12 protein-coding genes are annotated in these 12,347 nt (G+C 66.7%); 7 read left to right on the top strand and 5 right to left on the bottom strand.

The genetic code is table 11. The features are described from left to right. The first annotated feature begins 64 nt into the window (after window positions 1-64). The 7 genes from N8I71_RS20515 (at window position 65) to N8I71_RS20485 (ending at window position 6,644) form a co-directional block, all read left to right on the top strand. On the top strand, window positions 65-1,600 hold the full coding sequence (locus tag N8I71_RS20515) for an ABC transporter ATP-binding protein (protein WP_262879911.1): 1,536 nt from the start codon (window positions 65-67) through the stop codon (window positions 1,598-1,600). A gap of 2 nt (window positions 1,601-1,602) precedes the next feature. Next, window positions 1,603-2,724, top strand: coding sequence for an ABC transporter permease (locus N8I71_RS20510; RefSeq protein ID WP_262879910.1), 1,122 nt, complete (start codon window positions 1,603-1,605; stop codon window positions 2,722-2,724). Between the two features lie 5 nt (window positions 2,725-2,729). Then, the gene (locus N8I71_RS20505; RefSeq protein ID WP_262879909.1) at window positions 2,730-3,707 is read left to right on the top strand and encodes an ABC transporter permease; all 978 of its coding nucleotides are present in this window, start codon (window positions 2,730-2,732) and stop codon (window positions 3,705-3,707) included. Further along, window positions 3,691-4,491 (top strand): purine-nucleoside phosphorylase, encoded by an 801-nt coding sequence (locus N8I71_RS20500; RefSeq protein WP_262879908.1) that lies wholly within the window; start codon window positions 3,691-3,693, stop codon window positions 4,489-4,491. Before N8I71_RS20505 ends, N8I71_RS20500 begins: the two co-directional genes overlap by 17 nt. 88 nt (window positions 4,492-4,579) lie before the next feature. Further along, the gene (locus N8I71_RS20495) at window positions 4,580-5,503 is read left to right on the top strand and encodes a sulfite exporter TauE/SafE family protein (RefSeq protein ID WP_262879907.1); all 924 of its coding nucleotides are present in this window, start codon (window positions 4,580-4,582) and stop codon (window positions 5,501-5,503) included. Beyond that, window positions 5,500-6,258 carry a TIGR02186 family protein gene (locus N8I71_RS20490; protein WP_262879906.1) on the top strand — a complete coding sequence of 253 codons (759 nt, stop codon included), beginning with the start codon at window positions 5,500-5,502 and terminating at the stop codon, window positions 6,256-6,258. The genes N8I71_RS20495 and N8I71_RS20490 overlap by 4 nt, the downstream gene beginning before the upstream one ends. Then, window positions 6,255-6,644, top strand: a complete 390-nt coding sequence (locus N8I71_RS20485; protein WP_262879905.1) for a nuclear transport factor 2 family protein — start codon at window positions 6,255-6,257, stop codon at window positions 6,642-6,644. The genes N8I71_RS20490 and N8I71_RS20485 overlap by 4 nt, the downstream gene beginning before the upstream one ends. Here the strand turns inward: N8I71_RS20485 and N8I71_RS20480 are convergent. The 5 genes from N8I71_RS20480 to doeA all read right to left on the bottom strand — a co-directional run bounded on the left by N8I71_RS20480 (window position 6,626) and on the right by doeA (window position 12,155). Further along, window positions 6,626-7,357, bottom strand: coding sequence for an SDR family oxidoreductase (locus N8I71_RS20480; protein ID WP_262879904.1), 732 nt, complete (start codon window positions 7,355-7,357; stop codon window positions 6,626-6,628). The genes N8I71_RS20485 and N8I71_RS20480 overlap by 19 nt on opposite strands. Continuing rightward, window positions 7,354-8,886, bottom strand: a complete 1,533-nt coding sequence (locus N8I71_RS20475; RefSeq protein ID WP_262879903.1) for an ATP-dependent DNA helicase — start codon at window positions 8,884-8,886, stop codon at window positions 7,354-7,356. Before N8I71_RS20475 ends, N8I71_RS20480 begins: the two co-directional genes overlap by 4 nt. Window positions 8,887-9,047: 161 nt before the next feature. After that, complete coding sequence (locus N8I71_RS20470; RefSeq protein ID WP_262879902.1) at window positions 9,048-9,632, bottom strand: transglutaminase-like cysteine peptidase; 585 nt, start codon at window positions 9,630-9,632, stop codon at window positions 9,048-9,050. Window positions 9,633-9,833: 201 nt separating this feature from the next. Further along, on the bottom strand, window positions 9,834-10,754 hold the full coding sequence (locus N8I71_RS20465; protein WP_262879912.1) for a glycerophosphodiester phosphodiesterase: 921 nt from the start codon (window positions 10,752-10,754) through the stop codon (window positions 9,834-9,836). 219 nt (window positions 10,755-10,973) lie between these two features. Then, complete coding sequence (gene doeA / locus N8I71_RS20460) at window positions 10,974-12,155, bottom strand: ectoine hydrolase DoeA (RefSeq protein WP_262879901.1); 1,182 nt, start codon at window positions 12,153-12,155, stop codon at window positions 10,974-10,976. Window positions 12,156-12,347 lie beyond the last annotated feature (192 nt).

Genomic DNA, 12,347 nt, shown 5'->3' with positions numbered 1-12,347 from the left:
GGGCCGCGGCGCGAAAGCTGCCGCGGCCCGTTCCGCATAAGACCAGCCCCGGGGGAAAACAGCCATGACATCCCAAGTGCCCGCCATCGAGCTGAAGGGTATCTCGAAGGCCTTCGGCCCGGTGCAGGCGAACAAGGACATTTCGATGTCGGTGGCCAAGGGCGCGATCCACGGCATCGTCGGCGAGAACGGCGCGGGCAAGTCGACGCTGATGTCGATCCTCTACGGCTTCTACAAGGCCGACCGGGGCGAGATCTTCATCGACGGCAAGAAAACCGAAATCCCCGACAGCCAGGCGGCGATCCGCGCCGGCATCGGGATGGTGCACCAGCACTTCAAGCTGGTGGAGAATTTCACGGTGGTCGAAAATGTCATTCTCGGCGCCGAGGACGGGGCGATGCTGCGCCCATCGATCGCCAAGGCGCGCAAGGTCCTGACGGAACTGTCCGAGGAATACGGTCTGAAGGTCGACCCCGACGCGATCATCGAGGACCTCTCGGTCGGCCACCAGCAGCGCGTGGAGATCCTCAAGCAGCTCTACCGCCACGCCGACATCCTGATCCTCGACGAGCCCACCGGCGTGCTGACCCCGGCCGAGGCGGATCAGCTCTTCCGCATCCTCGAAAGGCTGAGGGAAGAGGGCAAGACGATCATCCTCATCACCCACAAGCTGCGCGAGATCATGGAGATCACCGACACGGTCAGCGTGATGCGCCGTGGCGAGATGACGAACACGGTGAAGACCGCCGAGACCTCGCCCGCGGAACTGGCCGAAATGATGGTGGGCCGAAAGGTCCTGCTGCGCGTCGACAAGAAGCCGGCCAATCCCGGTGACGTGGTCCTGAAGGTCGAGAACCTGCGCGTCGTGCGGGGCGGGGTCGAGCGGCTGAAGGGCGTCTCCTTCCATATCCGCGCCGGCGAGATCCTCGGCATCGCGGGGGTGGCCGGCAACGGCCAGACCGAGCTTCTGGAAGTGCTGGGCGGCATGATCCCGGCCAGCGGTGGAACGGTCACGCTCAAGAACGAGACGATCGACATCTCGGGCAAGCACTCCAACGGCCAGACGCGCCGGGCGCGCAGCATCGGCCACGTCCCCGAGGACCGGCAGGACGAGGGCCTGATCATGGCGTTCGAGGCCTGGGAAAACACCGCCTTCGGCTACCACAAGGACCCCAAGTACAATCGCGGCTTCCTCATGGACAATGCCGCGATCAAGGCCGACTGCGCCGACAAGATGGAGCGCTATGACGTTCGCCCGCCGAACCCGCGGCTTCCGGCGCGCAACTTTTCGGGCGGGAACCAGCAGAAGATCGTCGTCGCCCGCGAAATGGACCGCGCCCCCGACCTTCTGCTCGTGGGCCAGCCGACGCGCGGCGTCGACATCGGTGCGATCGAATTCATCCACACGGAAATCCTGCGGCTGCGCGACGAGGGCAAGGCGATCTTGCTGGTCAGCGTGGAACTGGACGAGATCATGGGCCTCAGCGACCGCATCGCGGTGATGTTCGATGGCAAGATCATGGGCGAGCGTCTGCCGTCCGAGACGAACGAAAACGAGCTCGGCCTCCTCATGGCCGGCGTGACCGAGGGGGCCGCGTAACCATGGACAAGATGCCGAAATGGGCCGATGTCGTCCTGATCCCCCTGATCAGCGTCGTCCTTGCCCTCATCGTCTCCGGCCTCGTCGTGGCGCTGATCGGCGAAAGCCCGGTGCGCGCCATGGAGGTGATGGTGCGGGGCGCCTTCGGGTCCGCCTATGGCTGGGGCTATACGCTCTATTATGCCACCAACTTCATCTTCACCGGCCTCGCGGTCGCGGTGGCCTTCCACGCGCGCCTCTTCAACATCGGCGGTGAAGGTCAGGCGGCCATCGGCGGCCTCGGTGTCGCGATCATCCTGCTCAACGTGGCATGGCCGCACTGGACGGTCGCGCTTCTGGCCGCAGTCCTGTTCTCGGCCGCCTTCGGCGCGGCCTGGGCGGCGGTCCCGGCCTACCTGCAGGCGAAACGCGGCAGCCACATCGTCATCACGACGATCATGTTCAACTACATCGCCTCCGCGCTCCTGGTGTACCTGCTGGTCAACGTCTTCCGCGTCGAAGGCTCCATGGCGCCCGAAAGCGCGCGGTTCGCCGAAGCCGTGCATCTGCCGAATGCCGCCAGCTTCGCGGGCTTCCTCGGGTTCCGGGGATCGACGCCTCTCAACTTCGCCTTCTTCCTCGCGCTCATCGCCTGCGTCGGTGTCTGGCTCCTGATCTGGCGCACGCGGCTCGGCTACGAGATCAGGGCCTTCGGCCATTCTCAGACGGCGGCTGTCTACGCGGGCATTAACCCGACCAAGATCATCATGATCACCATGCTGATCTCGGGTGGCCTTGCCGGCATGATGGCGATCAACGTGGTCATGGGCGAGGCCGAGCGTCTGGTGCTCGACTTCGTGGAGGGCGCGGGTTTCGTCGGCATCGCGGTGGCGCTGATGGGCCGGTCGCACCCGGTCGGCGTGGTGCTGGCCGCACTCCTTTTCGGGGCCCTCTACCAGGGCGGAGCCGAGTTGCAGTTCGAGATGCCCGCGATCAGCCGCGAAATGGTCGTGGTGATCCAGGCGCTCGTGATCCTGTTCACCGGAGCGCTCGACAACATGGTGCGGATGCCGATGGAGAAGGTCTTCCTGTCGATCCGGCGCAGCCGCGAGGCCGCGGCGCAGTCCCAGAACCCGGCGGAGTGAGAGAGATGGAGTTCCTGACGATCCTGCAGATCCTCGACTCGACCGTCCGACTGGCGACGCCGCTTCTTCTGGCCTGTCTCGCCGGTCTCTGGTCGGAACGCGCGGGCATCTTCGACATCGGCCTCGAGGGCAAGATGCTGGCTGCCGCCTTCTTCTCGGCGGCCATCGCCTTCACCGCCGGATCGGTCTGGATCGGGCTGGCGGCGGGGATCCTCGCCTCCGTCCTGCTGGCACTCCTGCATGGCGTGGCGTCGATCACCTTTCGGGGCAACCAGCTCATTTCGGGCGTGGCAATCAACTTCCTCGCTGCGGGCCTGACGGTCGTGATCGCGCAGACTTGGTTCCAGCAGGGCGGGCGCACGCCACAGCTCGCCTCCGACTCGCGCTTCGGGAACATCGTGCTGCCCGGCGCGGAATCCACCATTCGGGGCATCGCCCAGCAAGGGCCGCTCGGACAGGTCTATTCCGAGCTCATCTCGGGCCACTCCATTCTCGTATACCTCGCGCTCCTGATCGTGCCGCTCAGCTGGTGGGCGCTCTATCGCACACGTTTCGGCCTGCGCCTGCGGGCCGTGGGCGAGAACCCGGCCGCCGTGGACACCGCTGGCATCTCGGTCGTCGGCCTGCGCTTTGCCGCGGTCGTGATCTGCGGAGTGCTATGCGGTCTTGCCGGCGCCTACCTCGCCACGGCGCTCAACGCGGGCTTCGTCAAGGACATGAGCGCGGGCCGCGGCTTCATCGCGCTGGCCGCGCTCATCTTCGCCAAATGGCGTCCCTGGTACGCGCTGTCGGCCTGCCTTCTCTTCGGGCTCTTCGACGCTGTGGGCAACCGGTTCCAGAACATCCAGCTGGGCGAGATAATCGTGCCGGTGCAGTTCATGCAGGCCCTGCCCTACATCCTGGTCGTCATCGTGCTGGCGGGCCTTGTCGGCAAGGCGATCCCGCCGCGCGCAGGAGGGGAGCCCTATGTCAAGGAACGCTGAGGACCTCGCCGATCTGATCCGCGGCCGCGCGGGCGCCGAAGCGCCAGCCATCGGCCTTGTCCTGGGTTCGGGCCTTGGCCACCTCGCCGAAGCGGTGGACGGCGTTGCGATCGACTACGCCGATCTTCCGGGCTTTCCGCACGCGGGCGTATCGGGCCACAACCCCAAGCTCGTGATCGGTGATCTCGAAGGCACGCGCGTCGCGGTCTTCGGCGGCCGCGCGCATTACTACGAAAGCGGTCGGGGCGACGCGATGCGCCTGCCGCTCGAGGTGCTGAAAGCGCTCGGGGCCGACCGTCTCATCCTGACGAATGCCGCTGGCTCCATGCATCCCGAGATCGACCCCGGCGACCTCATGCTGCTGTCCGATCACATCAACTTCTCCGGGCTGAACCCGCTGATCGGCGAGAAGACGGATGCCCGCTTCGTTCCGATGACGGAGGCCTACGATCCCGACATGCGCGCGGCCCTCAAATCCGCAGCCGACGCCGAGAGCGTGCCGTTGCCCGAGGGCGTTTATGCCTGGTATTCCGGCCCGTCCTTCGAGACCCCGGCCGAGATCCGCGCGATCCGGTTGCTCGGCGCCGACGCGGTCGGCATGTCTACCGTGCCGGAGGTGATCCTCGCCCGTTTCCTCGGACTGAGGGTCGCGGCGATCTCGACGATCACGAACAAGGCCGCCGGCCTCTCGGACGAGAACATCAGCCACGAGCACACCAAGGCGATGGCGCCGCTCGGCGCGGCCAAGCTCGAACGGATCATTCGCCGGTATCTCGCCGCCTGACCCGTTCCGATTTGCCGCAGCGCTGGACTATGTGCGGCGCGGGGTGTCTTCTGTACACCTCACCCGAGAGAACGCGCCGGGACCGCCCATGCAGATCTATCTCCCCATAGCCGAGGTCAGCGTGAACGCGTTCCTGCTGCTCGGGCTGGGCGGAATCGTGGGTATCCTTTCGGGGATGTTCGGGGTGGGCGGCGGCTTCCTGATGACGCCGCTTCTGTTCTTCATCGGCATTCCGCCCGCCGTGGCCGTGGCAACGCAGGCCAACCAGATCGTGGCCTCGTCGGTCTCGGGCGTCCTTGCGCACCTCAAACGCAAGACGGTGGACCTGAAGATGGGCACGGTCCTGCTGGTGGGCGGCGTCGCGGGCGCGGCGATCGGCGTGCAGATATTCGCCGCGCTCAGCCGGATCGGCCAGGTCGATCTGATGGTCCAGCTCTGCTACGTCCTGTTCCTCGGCGTGATCGGCTTCCTGATGTTCGTGGAAAGCGTCCGCGCGCTGAGACGCTCCAGTGCCGGCGGGGCCGCGCCGCCCCCCCGCAAGCATCGCGGCTGGATCCACGCCCTGCCCTTCAAGATGCGCTTCCGCACATCGGGCCTGTACATCTCGGTGATCCCGCCGCTTCTGGTGGGCCTTCTCGTGGGCGTGCTCGCCGCCATCATGGGGGTCGGTGGCGGCTTCATCATGGTGCCCGCGATGATCTATCTCCTCGGCATGCCGACGAAGGTCGTCGTCGGCACGTCGCTTTTCCAGATCATTTTCGTGACGGCCTTCGCGACGGTCATGCACGCGACGACGAACTACTCCGTCGACATGATCCTCGCGCTTCTGCTCATCGTCGGCGGGGTCGTGGGGGCGCAGATCGGAACCCGCATCGGGGTCTACCTCAAGGCCGAGCAACTCCGGGTGCTCCTGTCGCTCATGGTGCTGATCGTCTGCGGCAAGATCGCCTGGGACCTCCTCGCGACGCCCGCCGAGTTCTACACGCTCGGAACGCCGGGGGCCGCGCATTGATCCGGCTCATCGTGATCCTCGCCGCGTGTCTCGGCCTCACCGTAAAGGCCGGCGCCGAGACGGTCGTCGCGGGACTGAGCCACGACGCGATCTCGATCACCACCAATTTCGAGGGCTCGGAGATCCTGATCTTCGGCGCCGTGCGCCGGGACAGGCCGCCGCCCGAGGGTTCGGACCTCGAGGTTATCGTGACGGTCGAGGCACCTGCCCGCCCGGTGACCGTCCGGCGGAAGGCGCGGCGCTTCGGGATATGGATGAATACCGACGCCATCGAAGTGGACGCTGCGCCGACCTTCTACGCCGTGGCGGCGACGGGCCGGCTCGACGAGGTGATGACCGCAACCGAGGATCTGCGCCACAGGGTCTCGATCCCGATGGCGATAAGGGCGGTCGGGACCGGCGTCGGCGACCAGGACACGTTCATCGAGGCGCTGATCCGCATCCGGACCGATGAGGGGCTGTACCAGCTCAACGAGGGCGCGGTGACGCTGCGCGACCAGACGCTGTTCGACACCGCGGTGCGACTGCCCGCGAACCTCGTCGAGGGCGATTACCGGACGCGCATCTTCCTGACCCGGAACGGCGAGGTGGTGGACGCCTTCAGCCAGGATATCGCGGTGCGCAAGGTCGGGCTGGAACGCTGGATCTTCAATCTCGCCCATGACCGGCCCTTGGCCTACGGCATCCTGTCCCTCGCCATCGCCATTGCCGCGGGCTGGGGCGCATCTGCGATGTTCCGGTACATCCGCTCGTGACGCCGCGAGAGGTCGTCCTCGCGTTCTGGGAGGCGATGCGCGGGAACGACTTCGCCGCCGCCAGCCTGTGGCTGACCGAGGACTTCCGCCTCGACTGGCCGCAATCGGGCGAAGTGATCCGCGGGCGTGCGAATTTCGCGGCGATCAACACCGCCTACCCGGCAAGCGGGGCGTGGCGGTTCGACCTGCGGCGCCTTCTGGTCGAGGGTGCAGATGTCGTGACCGAGGTCGGGGTGACCGACGGCACGATCGAGGCGACCGCGATCACCTTCCACGAGGTCCGGGGAAACCTCATCGCCCGGCAGAGGGAGTTCTGGCCCGACCCCTTCGACCCGCCGCCCTGGCGCGCGCACTGGGTCGAGGTGGCTCAGCCCCGGCCCACGTAGGGCATCTTGGTCGCCATGATCGTCTGGAACAGGACGTTGGCAGACAAGGGAAGCGATGCCATGGCCAGCACCGCGTCGGCGACGTGGGCGACGTCCATCGTCGGCGGAGGCTCCTTGCCGGCGGCGCGCGCAGCCTCGGCGATGCCCCGCAGAATATCGGTTTCGGCATTCCCGATGTCGATCTGTCCGCAAGCGATGTCGAAGGCACGCCCGTCGAGCGCGATCTGCCGCGTGAGCCCTGTGATGGCGTGCTTCGTCGCGGTGTAGGGCGCCGCACCTTCACGGGGCACATGGGCCGAGATCGACCCGTTGTTTACGATCCGCCCGCCCTGCGGGCTCTGCCGCCGCATGAGGCGGAAGGCCATGCGCGCGCAGAGGAACATCCCCGTAAGGTTCACGTCGACAGCGCGGCGCCAATCCTCGACGGCGATCTCGTCGATCGGAGCGGCGGGCGTGAAGATGCCGGCGTTGTTGAAGAGGAGATCGAGCCGTCCCGAGGCTTCCGCGAAATCGTGGAAGGCCGTCTGCACCGCATCGGCGTCGGTCACGTCGAGCGGCAGGGGCACGGCACGGTCACCGTAGGCCTGCGCGGTCGCATCGAGCAGTTCCGCCCGGCGGGCGACAAGGCCCACCGTCCAGCCGGCCTCCAGCATCCTCTCGGCGACGGCGCGGCCGATCCCGGCGCTTGCGCCGGTCACGATGGCGGTTCTCATGGACCGGTCTCCTCCTGTTCGAGCGTAAGCGGCGCCGCGGGCGCGACGAGGTCCCCGGTTCCAAGGTCCGCGCGCGGCTTGGACAACATGTAGCGCGTGACCCAGATCAGGCGGTCCTCGGCCCGGGTGATGGCGACATAGGCGAGCCGCTTCCACAGCGCCTGACCCGCCTCGATCCTCCCCGAGCGCGCGGCGGCGTAGAGATCGGGGGCAAAGACCTGCACCGCCTGCCACTGGGACCCCTGTGCCTTGTGGATCGTCACGGCCGCGCCATGAAGGAAGGCCGCGCCCATCTTCGCGGCATAGGGAATGAAGGGCTCCTCCTCGCCCGGCTTCTCGATCTTGACGATGGAGGCCGCCGACAGGCGCGGGCTTTCGGCGCCGAGGACATGGAGGATCGAGAACCCCTCCTTCTTGCCCGGGCCGAGATAGATCACCGGCGCCCCCTTGATGAGGCCCCGAGCCTCCAGGTCGATGCGGCGCTTGCGGTGCTTGAGCGGGAGTTCGATCCCATCGCAGATCAGCGGCTCGCCGGGCAGAAGCGCGTCCTCGGGCGCGCCATGGGCGGCGCGGAATGCCTGGATCAGCCGGATGCGGGTGGCGTTCCGCCAGACGAGGACCGGGCTTCGGGCCATCATGTCGCTGTCGACGCGCGGCGCGATCTCGACGCGGGGGTCGCGCGCGGCCGCTTCCTCCACCATCCGCTCGAACCGCTCGAAGGTCAGGTCCGGGTCTCCCAGCGCATGGGCGAGGTCTAGGATCGGGTTGTCGGCCTCCTGCCGGTGGATGCGGTTCAGCTCCAGCCGCTGTTCGGGCTTGAACCGGTCGAAGACCATCTCGCCCGACTGGCCCACGGGGGCCAGCTGCGCGGGGTCTCCGAAGAGGACGAGGGCGGGGAAGATCTCGGCCAGGTCCTCGAACTGCTTCTCGTCGAGCATGGAACTTTCGTCCACGAGCCCGATGTCGAGCGGCGCGTCGCGGCGCTTCCACCCGGTGATGAAGTCCGAGCCTCGCAGGCCAGCGGCGGCAAGCGCGGCGGGCACCGACTTGTGTTGTTCGTAGACCGATTTCGCTCGGTCGAGCGCGGCGTCCGTCAGCGCCTCGATCTCGGGGCGCTCCCCCTGCCCCGCGAGCCACTCGGCCACCTTCTCGTATTCGGGGTCGTAGACCGGCGTGTAGAGAATACGGTGGATCGTGGTTGCGGGCACGCCGCGCAGGCGCAGGACGCTCGCCGCCTTGTTCGTCGGCGCGAGCACCGCGACCGTGCGCTTGTCCTTCCGCCGACGTCCTTCCCAGTCGCCCGAGACGATCTCGACACCTGCCTCGCCCAGCGCGTGGACAAGTTCCGCCAGCAGCAGCGTCTTGCCCGACCCGGCCTTGCCGATGACGGCCAGCACACTGGTGCGCCCGTCCGCCATGGGGGTCGTCGTCCCCTCATCGATATCCACGCCATGTCCGCGCAGCGCCTCGGCGATGCGGTCATGGGCCTCGGCCTGTTCGTCGGAGAAGGCGACGGGAAGCGCTGTCATGCGGAGAGACTAACGGGGGTGGGGACGGTGTGCGAGGGGGGAGGTGGCCGTGTGCGGGAAGTTTCCGACAAAGCGGATCACGCCACGGCACGGAGGCCGGTTTCGGTCTTTGGAAGATCGCGGATCGGGTGGTGACCTCCGGACCAACCGAGGGCGCGACGTCATCTCCGGAACCGGGTCCAGAGACCGTCGGGCCGCTCGCGGCGGGAGTATCGGTACGGGACCTCATCCCAGCAAAGCACCTCGTCGTAGAGGTTGTCCAAGACCCAGGTCCCGGCGGTTGTCTCGGCAAGCAGAACGGCGTGAGGAAAAAACTGAGCCTCGTGGAAAGCAAACGCGATGGTCAAGGTGCTGCGAGGCCAGCCAATCGCGACAAGGCGCTCGCGTTTCTCGAGGACGAAGTCTTCGCAATCCCCTCTGCAATCGACAGGAAAGCTCCAGTCTTCCTCGAGGCCGAGATGATCCATGTCGCTGACGAACTCGATTTCCTCGTTCACGCGACGGTTCACGTCCTGCAGCTGCCCATGGCGCACAGCGGTCCATTCCACGACGGATGGCCCATCGAGCTCGCAAGCTGTCGGTTCGATTTCACAGAACGCCGCGTACTGCGACGGAGGGGGGCCGATTCTCGACACCTCCAGTTGCATCGGGCCACATCGCGGCACCTGCCCATTCGCCAAAGCCGGAAGAGGAAGAGGAAGAGGCACCAGCAAGGCGGTCATCAAGGCAGGACGCAGGAGGTTCATCCCTCTAGATAACAAACGCCGCTCATCGAGGCGAGCAAGTCGGATCCCTGCGCCGCTGCCGCCTCGACCCATCTTGTCTGCGCCATTGGTCTCGCCACGACTGCGGTGGCTTCGTCCGCAAGGCGGCCCTTGAGCGCGCCGGGGCCGAAGACCGGATTGCGCGAAAACGGCGCGCGGCTTCACGGCCCAGGGCCCAGGGCGCTATTGAGCCAGGATTTCCAGAACCTGTTCGGGATGCGTTGTCCAGAACACCGTCGCGCCCGAGCCGAGCGCCTCTTGCCAAGGTCCGACATCACCCTCCTCGAGGGCGAAATCCTCGCGGCCTGCCGAAACGGAAAGACGGATGTCGAATTCCTCGGCACGTGACAGGAGTTCCGGGGTCAACAGGCTCGTCGCGTTGACGTGGGCCACCGCGATCGCTTCGCCGAGCAACTCGTGGTGTGCGTCGAGGATGCCGACGTTGTCCGATGTGTCGAAGACCCGCGACCGTCGGATCGAGACGAAGGCCGGCAACCCGGTTGCCGCCACGACTTCCCGAAGGATCTCGGGATCGATGCTGTAGACCAGAATGTGACCGGTCGGACGATCGGCCAGTTCCTCGACCAGTTTGTCGAGATCGAAGTCATTCAGAGTGAGAAGCACCAGGCTTTGCCCGGCGACAAGATCCAGCGCTTCGCCCAATGTCGGTATGCCGTGCTCGCTTGGCACTCCGTCGACCAGCAGATGAAGTCTGTGCACCTCATCCAGCGCATAGTCGCTCAGGTAGTCGCGCCCGGCCCGTTCAGTCCGCGTCGGACCGCCCGGGGGCCCCTGCTCGTGGATCGTTTCGACATCGGTCATGCGATTGAGGAACTGGTCATGGAAGACCACGTGGTGCCCATCGGCGGTGACCTGAACCTGTATGTCGATCATGCCGGCACCGATCGAAAGCGCCTCGGCCATTCCCGCCAGCGAGCTCTCGGGATAGCCCCCCGCCACACCTCGGAACGGCGCAACAACAGGCGGCCGGCCGGGACCGAGGCGATCCTGCACGCCAACCTGCGCAGGTGCGGATGATCCCCACAGGGCGCAAGAGACAACAATTGCCAGGTGGACCGCCCGGTGCCGAAACCCTTGTCCCATTTGCGCCCCCCTCACCGACGCCATCGAAATCGCAGGTGCTCAGGCTGACAGGCCGCTGCTTCCGTCACATTGATTGTGATCAAGGCCGATCGACCGTCGGCTCCCGGAAAACGCGAAAATTGGGCATCCGTAGAGGCCGAGGCCCCATGCGCAGGCGTCTTCATGGCCCGAACCGAACGCCCGCTCCGTCCGCACACCGGACGTCTCGCGCTAGGTCCCTTAAGCCTTCACGTTCAACTCCCTCGGCAAGGTCGAGAAACACTCGTGCCCCTGCTCGGTGATCAGGATCGGCTCGGTGATCTCGATCCCTCCATCGTCGAGCCACAGCGCGGGCATCAGGTGAAAGGTCATTCCGGGCTGCAGAACCGTCTTGTCCCCCCGGCGAAAGCTCATCGTCCGCTCACCCCAGTCGGGCGGGTAGCTGAGCCCGATGGCATAGCCGCAGCGGTTGTCCTTCTCGTAGCCCAGCCGGTTCAGCGTGCCGTTGAAGGCGTTTGCGATATCCTCGCAGGTCCGCCCCGGCGTGGCCATCTCCAGCGCCGCGTCCGTGGCCTCCAGCACGGCTTTCTCCGCCTCGCGGAACTTGTTCGGCACGTGGCCCAGGAACAGTGTCCGTGACTGCGGGCAATGGTAGCGCCGGTAGCACCCGGCGATCTCGAAGAACGTCGCCTCGCCCGCCCGCATCGGCTTGTCGTCCCAGGTCAGATGCGGCGCGGTCGCGTCGATGCCCGAAGGCGTCATCGGCACGATGGCGGGGTAGTCGCCCCAGTGCCCCTCGGCCCCCTCGACGCCGGCGCGGTAGATCTCCGCCACCAGCCGGTTCTTCGGCAGACCGGGCTCCGCGACATCGAGAATCGTCCGGTGCATGTGCTCCACGATGCGGGCCGCGCGGCGCATGTACTCGATCTCGGCCGGCGACTTCACCGCGCGCTGCCAGTTCACGAGACCGGTCGCATCGGGAAACTGCGCCTCGGGCAGCCCCGCCTGAAGCGCCCGGTGCGCAGCAGCGGAGTAGTAGTAGTTGTCGAGCTCCACCCCGATCCGCGCTTTCTGCCCGCCGCGTTGCCGGATCAGGTCGGCGAGCGTCTCGTGCGGATGTTTCTCGGGGTTCTGCACGTAGCTGTCGTCGTAGCCGATGACGGCGTCGTCGCTCATCCAGACGGTGCGGAGCGCGCCGCGCGCGTCGATCCCTCGACCCCACCACAGGGGCTCGCCCTCATGGCCGATCACCACCGCCTGATGCGTGTAGAAGGACCAGCCGTCATAGCCCGAGAGCCAGGCCATGTTGGAGGGGTCCGTCACGATCAGCCAGTCGAACCCGCGCGCCGCCATCTCGGCGCGCACGCCCTCGACCCTTGCCTCGTATTCCCGCGTCGGGAAGTTCTCGATTCTCGAAACCATGCGTCCCCTGGCCCTCCACCGCCATCACCCTGCACGGGCGAGGCCAAGCTGACCAGCCGGGATGCGGCGCCCACAGCGCCGAAAGCGTCGCCACGCACCTGCGATTCCCCGCCGCAAGCGCCCCGCCTTCATCTTTCCCCAAATACGCGGGCGCGGCACGCGCCGGCACGCGCCGGGGCTCGATGCCCCGGC

The organism is Roseicyclus sediminis (genome assembly GCF_025515305.1).
GTDB lineage: Bacteria > Pseudomonadota > Alphaproteobacteria > Rhodobacterales > Rhodobacteraceae > Roseibacterium > Roseibacterium sediminis.
This window is presented reverse-complemented; position numbering and strand designations above follow the sequence as displayed.